At 40.5% G+C, this 19,575-nt stretch carries 19 protein-coding genes; 3 read left to right on the top strand and 16 right to left on the bottom strand.

Translation table 11 applies throughout. The features are described from left to right. Window positions 1-7: 7 nt before the first annotated feature. From NYE32_RS01455 to NYE32_RS01420, 8 genes are all read right to left on the bottom strand, one after another. Window positions 8-637, bottom strand: a complete 630-nt coding sequence (locus tag NYE32_RS01455) for a hypothetical protein (RefSeq protein ID WP_037599025.1) — start codon at window positions 635-637, stop codon at window positions 8-10. Window positions 638-700: 63 nt separating this feature from the next. Further along, window positions 701-2,011 carry a ribosome biogenesis GTPase Der gene (gene der / locus NYE32_RS01450; RefSeq protein WP_002886596.1) on the bottom strand — a complete coding sequence of 437 codons (1,311 nt, stop codon included), beginning with the start codon at window positions 2,009-2,011 and terminating at the stop codon, window positions 701-703. Between the two features lie 104 nt (window positions 2,012-2,115). Further along, on the bottom strand, window positions 2,116-3,018 hold the full coding sequence (gene dnaI / locus NYE32_RS01445) for a primosomal protein DnaI (RefSeq protein WP_037599023.1): 903 nt from the start codon (window positions 3,016-3,018) through the stop codon (window positions 2,116-2,118). Window positions 3,019-3,021: 3 nt separating this feature from the next. Then, window positions 3,022-4,197 carry a DnaD domain protein gene (locus tag NYE32_RS01440; RefSeq protein ID WP_037599021.1) on the bottom strand — a complete coding sequence of 392 codons (1,176 nt, stop codon included), beginning with the start codon at window positions 4,195-4,197 and terminating at the stop codon, window positions 3,022-3,024. Then, window positions 4,194-4,673, bottom strand: coding sequence for a transcriptional regulator NrdR (gene nrdR / locus NYE32_RS01435; RefSeq protein WP_002883820.1), 480 nt, complete (start codon window positions 4,671-4,673; stop codon window positions 4,194-4,196). The genes NYE32_RS01440 and nrdR overlap by 4 nt, the downstream gene beginning before the upstream one ends. 121 nt (window positions 4,674-4,794) lie before the next feature. Continuing rightward, complete coding sequence (locus NYE32_RS01430; protein WP_073949294.1) at window positions 4,795-6,324, bottom strand: HAMP domain-containing histidine kinase; 1,530 nt, start codon at window positions 6,322-6,324, stop codon at window positions 4,795-4,797. Next, entirely contained in the window at window positions 6,321-7,010 is a 690-nt protein-coding gene (locus tag NYE32_RS01425; RefSeq protein ID WP_002883757.1) for a response regulator transcription factor, read from the bottom strand. The genes NYE32_RS01430 and NYE32_RS01425 overlap by 4 nt, the downstream gene beginning before the upstream one ends. A gap of 155 nt (window positions 7,011-7,165) precedes the next feature. Next, window positions 7,166-7,702, bottom strand: a complete 537-nt coding sequence (locus NYE32_RS01420; protein ID WP_037599019.1) for a YceD family protein — start codon at window positions 7,700-7,702, stop codon at window positions 7,166-7,168. Between the two features lie 298 nt (window positions 7,703-8,000). Here NYE32_RS01420 and rsmG point away from each other — a divergent pair, with 298 nt between their 5' ends. The 3 genes from rsmG (at window position 8,001) to NYE32_RS01405 (ending at window position 10,858) form a co-directional block, all read left to right on the top strand. Then, complete coding sequence (gene rsmG, locus NYE32_RS01415; RefSeq protein ID WP_037599017.1) at window positions 8,001-8,714, top strand: 16S rRNA (guanine(527)-N(7))-methyltransferase RsmG; 714 nt, start codon at window positions 8,001-8,003, stop codon at window positions 8,712-8,714. Between the two features lie 68 nt (window positions 8,715-8,782). After that, window positions 8,783-10,147, top strand: coding sequence for a potassium transporter TrkG (locus NYE32_RS01410; RefSeq protein WP_082160342.1), 1,365 nt, complete (start codon window positions 8,783-8,785; stop codon window positions 10,145-10,147). Between the two features lie 39 nt (window positions 10,148-10,186). After that, window positions 10,187-10,858: a TrkA family potassium uptake protein gene (locus tag NYE32_RS01405; RefSeq protein WP_002889958.1), complete on the top strand. Its 672-nt coding sequence runs from the start codon at window positions 10,187-10,189 to the stop codon at window positions 10,856-10,858. An 88-nt stretch (window positions 10,859-10,946) separates the two neighbouring features. Here the strand turns inward: NYE32_RS01405 and NYE32_RS01400 are convergent, their stop codons facing one another. From NYE32_RS01400 to NYE32_RS01365, 8 genes are all read right to left on the bottom strand, one after another. Continuing rightward, window positions 10,947-11,777: an energy-coupling factor transporter transmembrane component T gene (locus NYE32_RS01400; protein ID WP_037599013.1), complete on the bottom strand. Its 831-nt coding sequence runs from the start codon at window positions 11,775-11,777 to the stop codon at window positions 10,947-10,949. Then, entirely contained in the window at window positions 11,770-13,446 is a 1,677-nt protein-coding gene (locus tag NYE32_RS01395; protein WP_037599011.1) for a DUF3744 domain-containing protein, read from the bottom strand. The genes NYE32_RS01400 and NYE32_RS01395 overlap by 8 nt, the downstream gene beginning before the upstream one ends. A 65-nt stretch (window positions 13,447-13,511) precedes the next feature. After that, window positions 13,512-14,057: an ECF-type riboflavin transporter substrate-binding protein gene (locus NYE32_RS01390; protein WP_002889953.1), complete on the bottom strand. Its 546-nt coding sequence runs from the start codon at window positions 14,055-14,057 to the stop codon at window positions 13,512-13,514. A gap of 9 nt (window positions 14,058-14,066) precedes the next feature. Beyond that, complete coding sequence (locus NYE32_RS01385) at window positions 14,067-14,915, bottom strand: S-adenosyl-l-methionine hydroxide adenosyltransferase family protein (protein WP_037599009.1); 849 nt, start codon at window positions 14,913-14,915, stop codon at window positions 14,067-14,069. 150 nt (window positions 14,916-15,065) lie between these two features. Continuing rightward, complete coding sequence (gene sstT / locus NYE32_RS01380; RefSeq protein WP_156685189.1) at window positions 15,066-16,274, bottom strand: serine/threonine transporter SstT; 1,209 nt, start codon at window positions 16,272-16,274, stop codon at window positions 15,066-15,068. A 122-nt stretch (window positions 16,275-16,396) separates the two neighbouring features. After that, window positions 16,397-17,089: a methionine ABC transporter permease gene (locus NYE32_RS01375; RefSeq protein ID WP_002883771.1), complete on the bottom strand. Its 693-nt coding sequence runs from the start codon at window positions 17,087-17,089 to the stop codon at window positions 16,397-16,399. Then, window positions 17,089-18,156, bottom strand: a complete 1,068-nt coding sequence (locus NYE32_RS01370) for a methionine ABC transporter ATP-binding protein (protein ID WP_156685188.1) — start codon at window positions 18,154-18,156, stop codon at window positions 17,089-17,091. The genes NYE32_RS01375 and NYE32_RS01370 overlap by 1 nt, the downstream gene beginning before the upstream one ends. Beyond that, complete coding sequence (locus NYE32_RS01365; protein ID WP_156685187.1) at window positions 18,149-19,522, bottom strand: M20/M25/M40 family metallo-hydrolase; 1,374 nt, start codon at window positions 19,520-19,522, stop codon at window positions 18,149-18,151. Before NYE32_RS01365 ends, NYE32_RS01370 begins: the two co-directional genes overlap by 8 nt. Window positions 19,523-19,575 lie beyond the last annotated feature (53 nt).

Here is a 19,575-nt window from a genome sequence, read left to right as displayed (position 1 = left end):
AGATTTTTTAGTTTTGATTAGCTTCCTCGTAGTATGGTTTCAACTTATAGAATCCATCAGTAAGTTCTTCTACCAATTCTTCCATTGTTTCACTAGCAGTCACTGTCACATCATACTTGACCAACACCTTACGAACACGACCATCTCTAACCGCTTCTTTAAGCATCTGGCGATTCTCTTCAGTTCCTTCCACACGATGACTGACACCATCTTCTTGAGCAAAATAGTAAAGTGGAAAAGCAATCGGTAAGTCTAGGACCTTATGTTGCTTAGCTAGAGTAGTATCTGATTTTTTACGTTCGACAAAGCTAACTTCTACTGAAATCCCCCATTTTTCAGGCTGACCATAAAGTCGAGTCGCCATGGCCACATCGTCTAAACTATCCTCAGGGGCCCTGTAATAGCACCAAAAGTGTGGCCGACATATTTGTGCCTGATTGGCCCAATTACTGACACGATCCATCTTAAAGGGTGCCAAACGCTCCTCTAGAAGTTTTGCTAAAGTCTGCATCTCCTTACGAGCTGCTTGACCAAGTGACTTGAGTGATTCCATCTCTTCCTGATGTGGACCGGCTTTTTCAGGTTTGATATACTTAACTCCCTGTTTTGACAAATAAGCTTGAATATTTTCTAACATCATTTTCTCCTTACAATGATAAAAGACCAACCCATAAAGATTTTATTCTGGTTGGTCTCTTTTTTATTTACGTTTACGAGCAATCAAATGGATTGGGGTTCCCTCAAAACCAAAGGCCTGACGAATTTGATTTTCCAAGAAACGCATATATGAGAAGTGCATAAGCTCTTCTTCATTGACAAAGATGACAAATGTTGGTGGTTTAACCGAAACTTGTGTGCCATAGAAAATCTTAAGACGTTTTCCTTTGTCAGTTGGTGTTGGGTTGATGGCAATGGCATCCATGATAACATCATTCAAAACAGCTGATGAAATACGACGATTTTGACTCTCACTGATGCGTTTAATCATCTCTGGCAACTTGTTAAGACGTTGTTTCGTCTCAGCCGATACAAAGATAATTGGTGCATAGCTCAAAAATTGGAACTGATCACGGATATCTGCTTCCCAATTAGCAACGGTATGATTGTCTTTCTTAATCGTATCCCATTTGTTAACTACGATGATAATCCCTTTACCAGCTTCATGGGCAAAACCAGCGATACGCTTGTCATACTCACGGATACCTTCTTCGGCATTGATAACCATAAGGACGATATCAGAACGGTCAATAGCACGCATTGAACGCATGACAGAGTATTTTTCTGTGTTTTCATAAACCTTACCAGATTTACGCATACCAGCGGTGTCAATCATGGTATACTCTTGACCTTCACTGTCCACAAAGTTTGTATCAATGGCATCTCGAGTCGTACCAGCAATCGGGCTAGCAATTACACGGTCCTCACCCAAAATAGCGTTAATCAAGCTTGATTTTCCGACGTTTGGACGTCCAATCAAACTGAAACGGATGATATCTGGATTTTCTTCTTCAACTTCTGTTGGAAGATTTTCAACGATAGCATCGAGAACATCCCCTGTACCGATGCCGTGAACAGATGAAACTGGATAAGGATCACCAAGACCTAGAGAATAAAAATCATAGATATCTGCACGCATCTCAGGGTTATCCACTTTATTTACCGCCAAGATAACTGGCTTGTTGGTCTTATAGAGAATACGAGCAACGTACTCGTCCGCATCTGTCACGCCTTCCTTACCTGAAACGACAAAGACAATAACGTCAGCTTCAGTCATGGCAATGTCAGCTTGGTGCTTAATTTGTTCCATAAATGGTGCATCAACATCATCAATACCACCTGTATCAATTAAGCTAAACTGGCGATTAAGCCATTCAGCAGAGGTATAAATACGGTCACGTGTTACCCCTTCAACGTCTTCGACGATAGAGATACGTTCACCCGCAATTCGGTTAAATAGGGTCGATTTCCCAACGTTTGGGCGACCCACGATAGCAACTGTAGGTAATGTCATATGTTTAAGTCCCTGATTAAATAGGGATTCCTTTCTTCATTTAGCAGTCTCACTTCCACCAAAGGAAGCAAACTCTCTTATTCTTTATCATTATTAGATTCAACTTAGCGGCGATTAACACCCTTCAAGTGAACCTCTTTGGCAAGAAAACGAATACGCTCCATCACACGTTTGGCCTGCCAAGTCTCGTCTCCTTGACGTCCATTGGATAGCTTAGCTTCTAGATCCGAAAAACTATAGTTAGACGTAAAGAAGGTAGGCAACTCCTCAATCATGCGATGCTGGAGGATAACTTGCAAAACATCATCCCTAATCCAAGAAGAGAATTGTTCTGCACCGATATCATCTAGAACTAAAACTTCTGCCTGTTTGACAGCATCAATTTGTTCCTTGACAGAACCATCCTTGATTCCATTTTTAACATCAATAGTAAATGATGGGTAATGAATAATGGTCGTCGCAACCTTCTTGGTTTCGGAAAGTTCATGGGCCATAGCAGCCAACATGAAGGATTTTCCAACCCCCATGTCTCCGTAAATGTAGAGGCCTTTCTGGTCTGGACTAGGGTAATTCGCCACAAAATCCACGAGACTCTCAAAGGTATCTACACGCGCCACATCATCTAGAGCAATGTCCGCAAAGGTAATCTTACGATAAGACTGAGGCAGACTCACCAAGTTAATCCGTTTAGCAATAGCCTGTTGTTCTTGTTGCTCCTTGAGCTGACGCGTCTCCTTATAGGTGACATCAGCGTAACCTTCATTCATGGTCAGAATCGGTTCATACCCTTTGGCAATATACGAGGCATCACCTTCTTTGACCTTACGGCATTCCACTAGGAATTGATTAAACTTAGGAAGACTACGTTTGATTTCATCCTGGCTTAGGCTATGCTCTTGAATAAAGCTGGCCACTCTTGGATCCGCCAAAATTTGCTTCGTTAAATCTGTCGCATTGCCAGACCCATGATGCCCTGTTCGGTTTAGGGTTTGTCCAACTCTTTCCATAGGCTACTCCTTTCCTTTTTCTAGTTTTGCCAAAGCCCGACGTCTAATTTCATCCAACTTGGCCTGATCAGCCTGACTGGTTTGATTATCATAATCTGGATTACTCCAGCTCGGCACATTTGTTTTCTTCTTAGAATCAGCTTTTGCTTGCTGTGATTTCTTATCGTAACCACTACGCAAAGCTAAAAGTCCCTGTTCAGCAGTGACGATATTCTTAAAGGCAAAATCGTTGGCAAGTTTAGAGATATACTCTCGATTCACATTCGTCGAACGTGTCCGTCCCAAACTGTAGGCAACCATGAGGTTAATGACCTCATCCATAAAGCCTCTTTGTGCCAAATCCGTGAGAATCTGCTTCTCAGAATTAGTCACAGTCCCGCTTGGGCCTTTAGCACTTTGCAAGTAATCTATAGGTTTTTCGGACCTAACCGCTTTAAGAATCTTTTTCTCCGTCTCCGTCAAAGCAGAATCACCACCCAATGTTTGAGCTTGAGCCTGCTCTAATTGCACCTGCATACGCTTGACAATAATCTGGTGGTTCACGGCTGTCTTCTTAGCTAAGAGATAGGTGTCATACCAATTCATGCCATGAGTTTCAGACAATTTATAGATTTCTGGCACATCTGTCTTTTCATCTTTGAATACAAGCCCATCAGCCTGCATACGATTCCTGAAACTGCTTAAATCAAATGAATTTTTGGGCTTGATTTCAGACACAGACTTTTGAGCCAAACGCTCATCGGTAAAGACATCCGAAAAACGTTTAGATAAATCTTGCAAGCCTTGTAGACCTGCCGGTTTCAAAGCGTCTACTGCTGGTTCACTAATCTTTTGCTCGAGAAGTGAACTATAAACGGCATGTTTTAGAAACTGCTCAATTGATAAGGGAGACTTAAGCTCTATAACATAAAACCCTTGAGGTGAGTGGTAAAAGGCCAAGAGATCTACTGCTGTCAGAACCGCCAGTGCTTCCTGAAGGGGCTGCATTCCAAAGTTAAGGTGGTTCAGAATAGCTGCAAACTTATGGCGGTGATTACCATTGTCATAAAAAGCCACGAAATACTGGTAGAGAGCATATCCCTCACTCCCAATAATAGGATAATAGCAACGCATCAAACTTGCCTGATCGGGAACGATAACCTGATTGCCAACATAGACAAATTCTTCAATAGGTCTCATTTTTTAGACTCTTTTTTCGCACGTACAGTTTTGGTGATTTCTTGAAGCAACTCTTCAATCTCATCAACATCTTTGAAAGAACGGTAGACACTGGCAAAACGTACATAAGTAATTTCATCAAGGTCAGCGAGTTCTTTCATCACTAAATTCCCAATGACATCACTATCAACCTCTCCATCATGGTTACGGCGAATGTTTTGCTCAATTCGGGTGATGGCATTTTCGATATCCTCACTAGAAACCGGACGCTTCTGAGCACTCATCAAGATACCATTGAAAATCTTATCGCGAGAGAATTGTTCACGAGTGCCGTCTTTTTTGACAACCAAAAGTGGAACTTCTTCCACACGCTCAAAAGTTGTAAAACGAGCATGACAAGAATCACACTCACGACGACGACGAATGGTATTCCCATCCTCTGCCTGACGGCTATCGATAACACTAGATTTATTATGTTGACATTTTGGACAACGCATGCACTTCACCACCAATCTTTGAAATTCGGTACTCTATTTTACCATAAAAACACACAAAAAGCACGCTCTAAACGAGGCGTGCTCACGACCAAGAATCACTCTAAGACTCTTATAAATTGATTTAAAGCTCAAGTTGAGGTATCGTCGTTTCTCCATCCGCAAATGGAATGTAAAGGTCGAAACGTGTTCCAACACCAAGTTCAGAACTAACATCGATACGGCAGCGATAAGCTTCCACAATTTGGTAAAGGATTGACAAACCAATACCAACACCAGATTGTGTTGTCGTACGATTACGTGCCTTATCTGAACGATAGAAGCGTTCAAAGATATGCTCAATATCTTCTTTAGAAATCCCTTCACCATTATCTTGTACTTGTACCAACATTTCATCTTCCAGAGCCTTGATTGTAACCTGGATTTCCTTGTTAACAGGAGAATACTTGACCGCGTTATCAATCAAAATCGTAATCGCCTGTTCAAAGTGTTGGCTGTAAATCTGTGCTGGACGCTCTGAGCTCTCAAAATCATTGAGATAGAATTGGTAATCTTCATGCAAGACACGGAAGTTACCAATAACCGTACGGATTGAAGAATTCAAATCACACGTATCATTTCTATGATTTTCAAATGATCCTTTGACACGGATAGAATCCAACATATCATTAATCATAATCGTCATACGGTTGGCCTCGTGACTTGCAGCCTCAAGACTCTCCTCAAGAATCTCAGGGTCATTTTTACCCCAACGTTGCAAGAGGTCCATATGCCCCTTGATAACCGCAATCGGCGTACGTAATTCATGACTGACGTCACTCAAGAAACGCATCTGCATCTGATTATTTTCTTGGATTTTATCCATCATACGGTTAAAGTTAACCGCCAAATCACCAATTTCATCGTGGCTTTCAATCTTAGAACGAAGTTCCAAATCACTTGGCGAATCGGTGATAACTCCCATCGTTTCGTGCAACTGTCTCATCGGACGAAGAATAGATGTCAAGACAACCACAGTTGCTGCGATAACTAGGACCGTCATCCCCACTTCTAGGAAAATCAATAAGAAAATCAAACGCTCTTTCAGAGCATAGTAGAATTCCAAATCATGGAAAATCTGGGCATAACCAACGATGGTCTTTTTATCCTTACCGTAAATTGGAACTTGCAGTAAGAAACCACGCTTTCCTTTATAGGACACTGACTTCAGTTTGTTTACTTCAGACATGCCTGGAGGAGAGTCTGTGTTTTCCTCAGAAGTAAAGATAAACGTTCCCTTTTTGTCATAAACAAAAACAGATTGGTTAGAAAATAATTTATTAGAAATTGCAACTTGACCATCCAAAGAGTGCTTTTCAGAAAGCACACCATTAATGATTGATGCATAGATATTTTTAGGCGAATAAAGGGCCGCTAAAAGCGGTTCTGGACTCAACTCTTCATCAGAATCCCAGTCCTTTTCGATATAAGTAACAACTTTCGAAATTGTATTATTTACATTTTGACGTTCACGTTGCAAAAGAAGCGTATTGGCCGAGAAAACAACAACTAGAGTGAACATCGACAATACAAGAAAGAAGACCACAGCAGTTGTCATGGTCAACTTTTTTCTAATGGTTACTTTACCAAATAATTTATCTTGTAATTTACTCATTTTTCACGGATAACGTAACCCATTCCTCGCACTGTTTGAATGTATGATTCCTTACCTGGAACATCGATTTTTCCACGCAAGTAACGAATATAGACATCTACAACGTTTGTTTCGATTGCATCATCATATTTCCAAACTTGAAGCAAGAGTTCCTCACGGGTCATCACTTGGTTCATATTGCTCAAAAGTGTGTTCAACAAATCAAACTCACGTTTTGTCAATGGAATTGCTTCATCACCACGAACAACTGTACGGTTTTGAACATCCAATTTCAAATCACGATAAGTTGACGCTTTAGCTGGTGCATTCTTAGCAGCTTCGATATCTTGGCGACGGAAGGTTGCTCGAATACGTGCCAATAGTTCTTCAATCGCAAAAGGTTTTACAATATAGTCATCAGCACCACGGTCCAAACCAGCAACAATGTCCATGATTGAATCGCGGGCTGTCATCATCATAATATAAGTATCTTTTTCTTGTTGGAGACGACGTGTTACTTCAAAACCGTCCATCTCAGGCAACATAAGGTCCAAGAGAATAAGATCGAAATCTTTCTCGAGTGCCATTTCAAGTCCTTCACGTCCGTTGTCTGCTGTCACAACGTCGTATCCTTCGTGTTGAAGTTCAAGAGAGACAAAACGAGCAAGGTTTTTCTCATCTTCAACAATCAAAATGCGTTTGCTCATAATAAGTATTTACCACTTTCTTAAAATTTTTTGACTTCTATTTCCCTTAAAAAGTCTGTAGATTTACCCTATAAATAAATCCGAAAATTAACTTCTAATGATATAATAATACAGATTTTTAAAATTGTCAAACATTTTTAGTTTATTTTTTTGAATTAATTTTCGTCAAATAGACCGTTCAATTGGGCAAAGGGATTACTTGCCTCTTTTTTCTCCTGTTGAAGTGCGGCAAAGTCCTCTTCTGACAAGACTTCCCAGTCATTCCCTGAGAGCGAAATTTTTCCTGATTCTTCCTCAGGTGTTAATACTCTCAAAGGAATATTAAGAAGAATATTATCTAGAATACTCTCATCAAGATTAATGGTATCCCCATCCAAGATAAGAACTAGATTTTCTTCGACTAATTCCTTTTGAAGAGCAGCATCTGCCTCTTGTATAAAGGTTTCTGAAACCGGATAGTTAAAGCTAAGTGTCACAGGTTCAAGTGAACGGCTAGATGGCAAGGTAATATCATAGCTAAGTTGATAGTCCAAAAGGTACAAGCCATTATCATAGGCTACCTGACCACTTGCTTGAATCTTTTCAAGATTTAAAACTTGATCATAGCGTTCTTTAATAGACTCCAACAAAGAAGGTGCTTCGCTAAAGGCGAGCCCCTCTGGAGACTTTCTAACTTCTGAAAGATAAATCATTCTTAATCCTCAAATTAAATTTCCCCATAGGGATCTATTTTCAATCCACAAGACCATAATCCCCTACATTCACGTTTCATTAGAGAGCATGATTATGATTTTAGACTTAATTAGTATTATATCAAATTTTTAAGAAAAAATAACACCTTTAATATTACATATTTCTTAAACTTAGAACTTTTTTCAAAGCTAATGAGAAACTTACTCGGACCCAGTTTTCATCTGTCCTATAGAGTTAGATGAAAGCTCTTAATTATGGTAAAATAAGAGCATTGAAACTAGATAAAAGGAATATATAATGACACCTGAAGATTTTTACAAGGCTTTGAAAGAACTGGGGTTCAATCTCAGCCAAAAACAAAAAGACCAATTCCAACGCTACTTTGAGCTTTTGGTAGAATGGAACGAAAAGATCAACCTTACTGCAATCACAGAAAGAGACGAGGTCTACCTCAAACATTTCTATGATTCTTTGGCTCCTGTTCTTCAAGGGCATATTAAAAATCAAAGTATTCGACTTCTGGATATCGGAGCTGGAGCTGGATTTCCAAGTCTCCCTATGAAAATCCTTTGCCCTGAGCTTGATGTGACTATCATCGACTCTCTTAATAAACGCATCAATTTCCTCAATCTCTTGGCTGATGAACTTGAGCTCAGCGGTGTTCACTTCTATCATGGACGTGCAGAGGATTTTGGACAAGACAAGGCCTTCCGTGCTCAGTTTGATATTGTTACTGCCCGTGCCGTCGCACGCATGCAGGTTCTCTCAGAATTGACTATTCCTTTCTTGAAGGTTGGTGGACAACTTATTGCACTTAAAGCTGCAGCAGCTGATGAAGAGTTAGCCGATGCTAAAAATGCCTTGAACTCGCTTTTTGCCAAGCCTATTCTCAACGAGAACTACAGACTGCCAAATGGGGATGGACGTAATGTCACTATTGTCGATAAGAAAAAAGAAACCCCAAATAAATACCCACGTCGTGCTGGAATTCCTAACAAGAAGCCGCTATAACGTTTATCCAAGGAGGTGTCTTACTCCTTGGATTATTATTTACTCTTATGATAACTCGGAGGTTTTCATTGATCAATCGTCTTTCTGTCACGCAAAAGCTGGTGCTCAGCTTTGTCTTTGTCATTATAGTGGGAAGTATTTTACTTAGCCTTCCCATAAGCCACTATGCTAATAGTCCAGAAACAAGCTACCTAGATCATCTCTTCAATACTGTGTCAATGGTCTGTGTAACTGGACTTTCTGTTGTCCCGGTCAGTAAGGCTTACAATGGTCTCGGTCAAATTTTCTCTATGCTTCTCATGCAGACGGGAGGACTTGGACTAGTCTCTCTTATAGCCTTTAGTACCTATACCCTTAAAAATAAATTAGGACTGAGCGATCAAGATCTCCTTCAATCCGCACTTAGTAGGGATAACCAAAAAGATTTGAAGGCCTATCTTTTTAAGGTCTATAAAATAACTTTTTCTATTGAAGCTTTAGCAGCACTCGTGATTATGACTGACTTCATTCCTCGTTTTGGACTTGGTCATGGCATCTTTAATAGTCTCTTTCTAGCTGTCTCTGCCTTTTGTAATGCTGGATTTGATAACTTAGGTTCTAACAGTTTACAAGATTATGCAACCAATCCAACCATTAACCTTGCTGTAGCTTTTCTCATCATGTCTGGAAGCTTGGGATTTGCAGTTTGGATTGATTTGATTCAACTAATAAGACGTTATATTAAAGATCGTCCAAGGAATTGGAAATTAGCTTGGAGACCTTTCAGTAATCAAAGCCGTCTTGTGCTTATAAGCACAGGTTGTCTCCTATTAGGAGGAACACTACTTGCTTGGTTACTGGAAATGGATAACTCTAAGACAATCGGTACTCTCAATGTCTGGCAACAACTTCTGGTAAGTTTCTTTCAGACTGTAACCATGCGTACCGCTGGCTTTGCAACTATTTCCTATACCAATGCAGATTTCTCCACAAATCTTCTTTTTATGATTCAAATGATTATTGGGGGTGGTCCTGGAGGAACTGCGGGTGGTATCAAGGTGACAACTGCCTCTATCATGTTCCTACTTTTTAAGTCAGAGCTATCTGGTAACTCGAGCGTGGTTTTTCGAAACCGTATTATATCTAACAAAACCATTTTGCAAGCATTCACAGTTATACTCTTTTTCCTAACGATGCTCTTTGTCGGCTATGTTATTTTGCTGGAAACTAATCCTACTCTCTCACCACTAGGCCTACTTTTTGAGAGTGTGTCAGCCATTGCTACAGTTGGTGTTTCAATGGATTTGACCCCTAATCTAAATACCCTAGGACGCCTCGTTATCATGGCTCTGATGTTCATTGGCCGTGTCGGACCTATCACTGTTCTCTTGAGCTTGATGACCAAAAAAGAAAAACATATCTCTTATGCCCCAACTGACATTTCAGTCGGCTAAACTATTTTATTAAATGACAATATTCTGAAAGGATTGTATATGAAAACACAAATTATTGGGGTCCTCGGTCTGGGAATCTTTGGACAAACCATTGCAACCGAACTCTCCTCTTTTGGACAAGACGTTATTGCCTTAGACAATAACTCTACAACAATTGATTCCCTTGCTGATCAGGTGACTAAGGCCGCTGTTGGTGACATTACTGACATTGACTTTCTACGTTCTGCTGGTATTGATACTTGCGATACGGTCATTATTGCAACTGGAGAACACTTAGAATCTTCTGCACTGGCGCTCCTGCAATGTAAAAAACTTGGCATTACAAATATTATTGCTAAAGCTATGAATAACAATTATGAGGAAGTCCTTTACGGAATGGGGGCCAACTGGGTCATCACTCCTGAGCGTAGCACAGCAAAAGAATTGGCTTCAAACATCCTCCGTTATAACATTTCAAATGTTTTTCATTTAGAGGACGACGTGGCTTTAATTGAACTTAAAATTCCAAAGGAATGGGCTGGAAAGTCTTTGCATACATTAAATCTAAGACAAAATTATAACGTCAACGTTATTGGTTTTAGAGATGAGCAAAATGGCAAGTTAAACACTCACTTTGACCCAATTAAGAAACTACCTGACGAAGGAATCATCCTAGTTGTCGCCGACAATCGGACGCTAGAAAAATTTGATTATTTAGGCTATTTGAAATAACAAAAAACGTTCCAATCTCGTTCATCTGGACAAGACGGGAACGTTTTTTTATTATGCTTAATGGCAGATTCTCTCTATGCTAAGAGCATTATCTCCATGGATTATAAAAACGACCATGATTGAAGAAAATTAATCCAATACTAATCCCCAATATAAGGATAGCTGATAGGATGACAAGGTAATCTTGTTTCATCAAAGATTTATGCACATACCATGTACGTTTTTTGTAGCGACCAAATCGTCGTAACTCCATGGCTGTCGATATGGTATCAATTCGTTCGAGAGATGAAAAAATTAGTGGAAGAACAATTTGGAGATTCCCGCGAATGCGTTTGACCAATCCCACCTTTTGCGACAAATCCAAACCACGAGCCTCCTGAGCCTTACGAATCGTAAAGAATTCTTCTTGAACATCTGGAATATAACGCAAGGTTAAACTCACGGAATAGGCAAATTTATAAGGAACCCCAATTTGATTCAGGCTAGCCGCAAACTGACTCGGATGAGTGGTCATAAGAAAAAGAATAGCAAGAGGGACCGTTGAAAAATACTTGAGCAATAGATTTGCAAGGTAAAAAAGCTCCTGACTGGTTAGATAGAAACGCCCCCAGCCTTCAATAATAACTGTCTTAGCCCCGTAAATTTCTTCACCATAACCAGGTGCGAAAAGGTAGACCATAAGTAAATTAAAGAGAGCAATCGATCCAATAATCTTAACAACGAAAGAAATATCTCGCCAACGAATCTTGGCCAAATAAAAGAGATAAATAGAAAGTAAGCCTACTGCTAGAATAAAACGTGGGTCATAGGTTGCCATACAAGCAACTGAAACCAAGATAAAGAAAAGCATCTTACTTGCCCCAGACAAATCATAGAGGAAACCTTGACCTGACTGATAACCAATTAAACGATTAGACATTAGGGCCTCCTTTTTCGATATAATACTGGGTTACTTCTACTGGATCACTTGACAATTTCTGACCCAAAGTATAAAGAGATGTCTGCTTGAGATTAGCCGACTCAAGTAACTCCTTCTGATTAAGAATTGTAACAGGATTGTCGTCTGCAATGATTTTCCCCTCAACCACAACGAGACAACGATCACTATATTCCAACATGAGCTGCATATCATGGGTAATCATCACAATGGTATGGCCTTGCTTCTGAAGACTGTCCAAGAAATTCATGATATCCGTGTAAGTCTTGTAATCTTGACCAGCGGTTGGCTCATCCAAAATAATGATTTCAGGTTTCAAAACCAAGATAGATGCAATGGTCACGCGCTTTTTCTGACCAAAGGAAAGCGCAGAAATAGGCCATTTACGAAAACTATAGAGACCACAAGTCTTCAGGACCTCATGAACACGCTCTTCAACCTCAGTTTCTTCAATCCCTCGCAAGCGTAAACCAAGAGCCACTTCATCAAAAATCATAGTTTGGCTAATCATCTGATTAGGGTTTTGCAAAACAAAGCCTATACGCTCTGAACGCTCGGCGATGCTATCCTGACTGATATCCTGACCCTTGTAAGTTAATTTCCCTTGACTAGGGACAAAACCGCATAGAGCTTTGGCAAGCGTCGACTTTCCAGCTCCATTTTTACCGACAATCGCTAGTCGTTCACCTTTTTTCAAGCTAAAAGACATATCCTCTATAATCGCTGGATTATCCCCATAGGAAACGCTAAGCCCCTCAACCTTCAAAATAGAATCACTTGAACTGTCTCTTTTATCTTTCAAAACTCTATCTGGCAGAACAAGGTCAGATAAGTCTAAAGCATCCAATTGACTAAGATTTTGTGCACTCCTTGTGTCAAATCCCAACTGACGTAAAACCGTCACATATAGAGGTTCGCGAATCCCATTTCCCAGTAAGAGAGTACTTGATAAAAGCTCATCTGGGCTACCGTTAAAGAGGAGGGTGCCATCATTGACCAGTAAAATCCGGTCAACAGGACGATAAAGAACATCTTCTAGACGATGCTCAATAATAATTGTTGTAGCTCCCACCTCTTTGTGGATTTTATCAATGAGGTCAATGGTTTCCTGTCCTGATTTAGGATCTAAATTTGCTAGAGGCTCATCAAATAGAAGAATAGGACTCTCATCAATCAAGACACCAGCCAAACTAACTCGTTGTTTTTGGCCACCTGATAAGTCTTGAGGGCGGTGATTCAAAAGAGAAGTCAAGTCTAGACGTTCAGCCCAGAGAGCTACCTTATCCTTCATCTCACTTTGATTAGCACAATCATTTTCCAAGGCAAAAGCCAAATCCTCGGCTACTGTTAAGCCAATAAACTGACCATCTGGATCCTGCAATACCGTAGATACTAACTGTGACTTATCATAGATAGATTGCTTGAAAATATCCTGACCATCTATCCTTACCTGGCCTTTTGCCTGACCTTTATGAATATTAGGTATGATACCATTGAGACACTGAGCCAGGGTCGACTTTCCGCTACCAGAAGGGCCTAAAATGAGCACTTTCTCGCCTTTGACAATATCAAAGCTGATATCTTTAAGCGTCGCTTCTGCTTGCGCATCATATTGAAATGTAAACTGATTAAAACTAATGTATTTATCCATGTTTCTACTAAAAAAGAGAGGAGGTATCAAAGCAAACTGACAGTCCCACTCTCCTATGATTCATGCTAGTCTTTGGTAAGACTACCAGATTGTGTACGTGAGCCAGCATAGATTGCAAGAAGGAGGGTTCCTCCGATTGCAATTGTAATAAAGTTAGCTACGCCAGCTACAAAACTTTGTGCATAAAGATATGACCAGGCTTGTGCGAATTGGAGTCTATCACCAATAGGGGTAACGATACCATAGGCAATAAGGAGGGCCAATGCTTGTGCTAGGTTAAACCAAATCATACTCATCAAAGAAAACTTGCCAGTTGTCACATCATATTTTTTGTTGAATAGACCAATTACAAGACCTGTAATGGCACTTGCAAACACCCAAGCCCATGAGATATTTCCGTATTGAATACCATCTTTAAGCGCATGCCCAATAAAGCCCATAAAGAAACCTGTAATAGGCCCAAAAATCACTGAGAATAGGGCTTGAACAGCATACTGAAGTTGGATGCTGGTATTCCCAAAAATAGGAATATTAACAAACATACCAATGATAATAAAGAGTGCTGCACCAATACCTGTCGCAACTACTGTACGAATTGAATTATTTTTCATAATCTTACTTTAATCTCCTAAACGTTTGATTTCAATGTGCCAGTTAGACCCCACACCAACATTATAGGCCTTGGCAAAAGACCCCTGGTTTATGGCTAAGCCAACACGATAGAGGGAATTAATATAAATAATTGGCTGACCGATACGAACATCCGCAAAAGATTTCCCATAGGTAACTTGATTTTGGTAGACCAACATATCATTGTTAAAGATGGTCACCTCGAATCGATCACCAAAGTTTGGTTCCAAGGCATAAAAGTCATCACGTGTGATAGAGGTCCAAAGAGAGCCGAAACGGACGTCCAAAATGTCAATTGCACCACGAACCAAATTATCCTCTATGATGGTTTCAACCACTGGAAGCTCTAGAATTTTGTCCACAGGTAACTCAGGACCTACTTCTTCAAAACTGATATGACCAGAAGCTAATTTGGCACCTGTATAGGCATAAACATCACGACCATGGAAGGTATAAGATAGCTCCGTATTACTACGACGATTCTCAACTTCTGAAATTTCACGGACAGCAACGATACCGACATCCTTCTTGATATAAGAAAGTGTTCCGTTATCTGGTGTGACGATATATTGCCCCGTCTTTGTTAAGGCAACCACACTTTTACGTGATGAGCCTACACCCGGATCAACCACCGAAACAAAGGTTGTTCCCTTTGGCCAGTACTCGACAGTCTGAAACAGACGATAGGAAGCTTCAAAAGTGTTGTAGGGAGTAATATCATGTGTAAGGTGATGAACTCCCAAACTTGGTTCTTCTTGAAAAGCCACACCAATCATGGCCGAAACAGCACCGTCAACCAAACCAAAGTCTGATTGAAGCACCAATAAATTATTAGTCATAAATGTCTCACCTTTTCTCTTTGAACGGTTTATTTTACCATATTTTATAGGCTTTTTAAAGATGATAGATTCTTGAGCTAGCTATAGTCTTTGACTATGTTTTCTCCAAAATCAAAAAGCCAGCCAAATAGGCCGACCTTATACAATTATCTATACTTTCTTCCAATGGCTCTTTTCCGCTACTGCTGTAAAAAGCACGTCTGTTGAAGAGTTAAGGGCTGTTTCACAAGAGTCTTGGATGACACCTACGATAAAGCCAACACCAACAACTTGCATGGCCAAATCATTTGAGATACCAAAGAGACTACATGCTACTGGCACTAATAGAAGGGATCCTCCAGCAATACCTGAGGCACCACAGGCAGAAATAGCTGAAACCACACTAAGAATGAGTGCTGTCGCAAAATCGACCTGAATTCCCAAAGTCGTTACTGCAGCAAGAGTTAAGACATTGATTGTCACGGCTGCCCCAGCCATATTAATAGTTGATCCCAAAGGAATAGAAACTGAATAGGTATCAGGATTTAAACCAAGATCTTTACAAAGCTGAAGGTTAACAGGAATATTAGCTGCTGACGAGCGAGTAAAGAAGGCTGTAATCCCAGAGTCTTTCAAACAACGGAAAACCAGTGGGAAAGGATTTTTTCCCATCATCACAAAAGCAATGATAGGATTAACAACCAAGGCAACAAAGGCCATTGTTCCCACTAAAACAAGGATTAGGACACCATAATCCGCCAAAACACCAACACCATTCTCAGAAATAGTATTAAAGACAAGACCAAGGATACCAAATGGTGCCAAGTTAATAATCCAACGAACGATTTGTGAAGTCACTTCTGCCAAGGTATGTAGCAAATCTTTCGTGTGAGTGCTAGCTGTTCGCATGGCGAAACCAAAGACAACCGCCCATACTAAAACACCAATGTAGTTGGCTTGAGCTAAGGCATTGACAGGGTTATCCACCATCTTAAGCAACAAATCTTTAAAGACTTCTCCCACACCTTGAGGTGCCGTCGCTTTAGTCGCTGCCGCTGCTCCCAACTTCAGAGAAATTGGAAAAATATAGTGAGAAATAACAGCCGTCAATGCTGCCGCAAAGGTCCCAAAGAGATAAAGAACAATAACTGTCTTCATGTTGCTTTGTTGCCCTTCTCGCGTTTGAGAAAGGGCATTGGCAACCAAGGCAAAGACCAAGAGTGGAGCAATTGCCTTCAAGCCACCAACAAACATATCCCCTAAGAGACCAATAACCGTAAACTTAGGAACAAGCAAACCAAGTACAGCACCAATTACCACACCAATGGCAATACGCTTGATTAGACTGGTCCTATTCCAAGTTGAAATAAATCGTTTCATTACTCATTAACTCCTTTTTATGGTTAGCTCAACCATAAAGTATTCGATAGCTTCCATACTATGATAAATATCTGAAATCGTCAAGACATGAGAAAAGCCTGTAGCAAACAGGCTCTCAAATCCTATTTATGACTCAATTTACGGGTCAAGAAATCACCCAAGAATTGGATAAGGAAAATCAAAATCAAAATCAAGAAAGTTGCCAAAATGGTAACTGAGGTACTAGAACGGTTATATCCATAGTAGATAGCGATGTAACCAAGACCACCGGCACCGATAGCACCGGCCATGGCAGTTTCACCGACTAGGGAAATCAGAGTTACGGTTGATACACGAACCAACTCAGGTAGACCTTCACCAAGGTAAACCTTAATCGTATCCCAAAGTGTTGCGCCACTAGCTTGTGCTGCTTCAATAACGCCACGGTCAAGATCTGCAAGTACCACCTGTACTTGACGTGCAAAGAATGGGAAAGTCGCAGCTGACAATGGAACCAAGGCTGCTGTCATACCAAGGTTAGTCCCCACGATAAAGTAAGTGAAGCCTTTCAAAATTGCCAAGAGGATGATGAAAGGAATGGCACGGAAGATTGAAGTGATTTTATCCAAGATTTGGAAAACAAATTTATTTTCAATGACTCCACGAGGACCTGTCAATACCAAGAAGAGCCCCATAACAAGACCAAGAAGCCCCCCAATGATGAAGGAAATAACCGTCATATAGAGAGTCGCATAGATGGCGTCTGGCCAAGAGTTAACCCCCTGCATACCAATACGATAAATATCTGGAAAGTTTTGTTGAATCCAATCTGCCATTATTGGGCTCCTTTCTTAAGTACTTGCAAGCTGACACCTGCATTTTCAATCGCTTTTTGAGCAGCAAGAACCTTATCTGCCTCACCATCCAATACAACGACCAATTCACCAACAGGTGTATCACCTAGAATTTCAAGGTTACCGTAAAGGATGTTACTTGAAACTCCGTAATCTTTGAAAATTTCAGTCAAGAGTGGCTCATCTGTTGAAGAACCTGCATATTTAAGTTGAACGAGAAGGGCTGAGCTTGGTAAGTTTTTCACTACGGGTTGTGCATTAATCTTAGCCAAGGCATCTTCAATCCCTGCAGCAGTTTCAATAAATTCTTGTGTCAAATCTTCTTGTGGATTTGAGAAGATATCAAGAACACTGCCCTCTTCCAAAAGTTGACCATTTTGCATAACAGCCACACGGTTACAAATGTCTTTAACAATTTGCATTTCGTGGGTGATCATAACCACTGTCAAACCAAGCTTTTTATTCAAATCCTGCAAAAGTGAAAGGATCTGCTTAGTTGTTTTTGGGTCAAGAGCTGAGGTAGACTCATCTGAAATCAAGATTTCAGGATCATTAGCCAAGGCACGGGCAATCGCTACACGTTGTTTTTGACCACCTGACAACTGTGCAGGATAGTTTTCGGCACGATCAGCCAAATCAACCAATTCCAAAAGACCACGAATTTTTTTGTCTTTCTCTTCATTGCTTAGTTTAGAATGACGAAGAGCAAAAGCTACATTTTCATAAGCCGTCTTTTGAGCCATAAGGTTAAAGTGTTGGAAAATCATCCCAATCGTTTGACGTTTCTGGCGCAATTCTTTTGTCGACAACTGGACCGTACCATCTGCAAAAGTCACATCTTTACCGATAGTGATTTTACCAGCTGTAGGCACTTGTAAAAGATTGATCGCACGCACAAGGGTAGATTTACCAGCCCCTGAATAACCAACAATTCCGTAAATATCACCTTTCTCAATCTGGATAGACACATCCTTAACCGCTTGAATAGTGCGGCGTTTCTGCGTAAAGGTGATATCAATATTTTTCAAATCAATAATGACATTACTCATAACTTGCAATTAACTCCTTAATTAGTTCAATGTGGGTGTAGTAATCTGCTAGACTAACATTTTCATCCCCACCATGGTCACGACTGTTAGCATTCCCTATACCAAAGGCTGCCATAGGAACACCCAAAGCCTGATAAATCATATGCATAGGCCCCGTACCTGCTGCTGTTGGAAGGACCGCGACACCTTCTTCATAAAAGCCTTTTGCTAACTCAATAACATTGACAATAGCTGGATCAGACATATCACTTCGATAACTTTCTTCACCAAGAGTGAAGGTTACCTTGATACGGTCAAATCCTTCTTTTTTGAGGTGAGCCTTAATACACTCCAAAACGTACTCAGGTGTCAAGCCAGGGACCAAACGCATCTCCATCTTAGCTCTGGCTTGAGCTGGTAAGATGGTCTTAACCCCTTGCCCCTGATAACCTGTTGAAATTCCCTCAATAGAAAGAGCAGGCTCAAAATAGTAAGTTTTTAAGAACGCTCGGCGGTCACTTTCTAAAATGGGTAGTTTTAAGCCGTAAATCCTACGAAGACTGTCTGCATTTTCAATGGCATAAGTTTCGATAAGATTCATCTCTCGTTCGTTTGGTTGGACAATCTTTTCATAGATGCCGTTGATAAGGATACGTCCCTGATCATCTCTCATGCTTGAGATAGCATTGAGCAAGTACCATGACGCCGATTCAATCACTGCACCAAATTTAGAGTGGATATCAACATCAGCACTCTCGACAGACAAGTCAAAGGTAATAATCCCCTTGTTGCCACCTGTGATTTCCAATTGACCTTTACTATTTCGGTTTCCTTGTTCCCAAACCAATAGGTCTGCTGGAAGAAGGTCATCTCGGTATTTTTCTAAATATTTTTCAAGGTCTGTTGATGCTGATTCTTCAGCGCCTTCCATCATAAACGTAATATTTACAGGAAGATCACCAACCTCTCGAATATATTTCCGAAGGGCTGTCAGACGAGCTGTAATATGCCCCTTATCATCATCAACACCACGACCATACATGTAGCCCTTACGAACAGTCAGACGGAAAGGTTCATCTGTCCATGGCTGATCATTATCCGCAGGAACCGTATCATAGTGTTGATAGAAAATAATTGTTTTCGCATCTGGATTTGGACTCTTGAATTTCGCCAAGACAAAAGGTGCTGTATAGGTCTCGTCAATTGTCACCTCTGCGCCAACACCAGAGAAAATCTCACCAAGGTAAGCAGCCACATCATAGAGACCAATATTTTGAGCAAAAATAGATTTTTTAGAAATCAAAGTCCGCAGGACTTCAAAATAGTGCTGAGCAATTTCATCGTTACGAAATTTTCGTAACTGCTCTTCTTCACTTGAAAATGCCATCAAATCGTCTCCTTCATACACGACAAAATGGCGTGCTCTCACACGCCCTCTGT

The organism is Streptococcus sp. FSL R7-0248 (assembly GCF_037967965.1).
Classification (GTDB): domain Bacteria; phylum Bacillota; class Bacilli; order Lactobacillales; family Streptococcaceae; genus Streptococcus.
The sequence above is the reverse complement of the archived record's forward strand: the minus strand, read 5'-3'. Positions and strand labels throughout refer to the sequence as shown.

Excerpts from the sequence above, each read along its gene's own strand:
- NYE32_RS01365 (WP_156685187.1), bottom strand. The coding sequence starts at position 19,522 with ATGGCATTTTCAAGTGAAGAAGAGCAGTTACGAAAATTTCGTAACGAT.
- sstT (WP_156685189.1), bottom strand. The coding sequence starts at position 16,274 with ATGAAACGATTTATTTCAACTTGGAATAGGACCAGTCTAATCAAGCGT.
- der (WP_002886596.1), bottom strand. The coding sequence starts at position 2,011 with ATGACATTACCTACAGTTGCTATCGTGGGTCGCCCAAACGTTGGGAAA.
- NYE32_RS01405 (WP_002889958.1), top strand. The coding sequence starts at position 10,187 with ATGAAAACACAAATTATTGGGGTCCTCGGTCTGGGAATCTTTGGACAA.
- dnaI (WP_037599023.1), bottom strand. The coding sequence starts at position 3,018 with ATGGAAAGAGTTGGACAAACCCTAAACCGAACAGGGCATCATGGGTCT.
- rsmG (WP_037599017.1), top strand. The coding sequence starts at position 8,001 with ATGACACCTGAAGATTTTTACAAGGCTTTGAAAGAACTGGGGTTCAAT.
- NYE32_RS01395 (WP_037599011.1), bottom strand. The coding sequence starts at position 13,446 with ATGGATAAATACATTAGTTTTAATCAGTTTACATTTCAATATGATGCG.
- NYE32_RS01385 (WP_037599009.1), bottom strand. The coding sequence starts at position 14,915 with ATGACTAATAATTTATTGGTGCTTCAATCAGACTTTGGTTTGGTTGAC.
- NYE32_RS01390 (WP_002889953.1), bottom strand. The coding sequence starts at position 14,057 with ATGAAAAATAATTCAATTCGTACAGTAGTTGCGACAGGTATTGGTGCA.
- NYE32_RS01440 (WP_037599021.1), bottom strand. The coding sequence starts at position 4,197 with ATGAGACCTATTGAAGAATTTGTCTATGTTGGCAATCAGGTTATCGTT.
- NYE32_RS01455 (WP_037599025.1), bottom strand. The coding sequence starts at position 637 with ATGTTAGAAAATATTCAAGCTTATTTGTCAAAACAGGGAGTTAAGTAT.
- NYE32_RS01375 (WP_002883771.1), bottom strand. The coding sequence starts at position 17,089 with ATGGCAGATTGGATTCAACAAAACTTTCCAGATATTTATCGTATTGGT.
- nrdR (WP_002883820.1), bottom strand. The coding sequence starts at position 4,673 with ATGCGTTGTCCAAAATGTCAACATAATAAATCTAGTGTTATCGATAGC.
- NYE32_RS01430 (WP_073949294.1), bottom strand. The coding sequence starts at position 6,324 with ATGAGTAAATTACAAGATAAATTATTTGGTAAAGTAACCATTAGAAAA.
- NYE32_RS01370 (WP_156685188.1), bottom strand. The coding sequence starts at position 18,156 with ATGAGTAATGTCATTATTGATTTGAAAAATATTGATATCACCTTTACG.
- NYE32_RS01420 (WP_037599019.1), bottom strand. The coding sequence starts at position 7,702 with ATGATTTATCTTTCAGAAGTTAGAAAGTCTCCAGAGGGGCTCGCCTTT.
- NYE32_RS01400 (WP_037599013.1), bottom strand. The coding sequence starts at position 11,777 with ATGTCTAATCGTTTAATTGGTTATCAGTCAGGTCAAGGTTTCCTCTAT.
- NYE32_RS01425 (WP_002883757.1), bottom strand. The coding sequence starts at position 7,010 with ATGAGCAAACGCATTTTGATTGTTGAAGATGAGAAAAACCTTGCTCGT.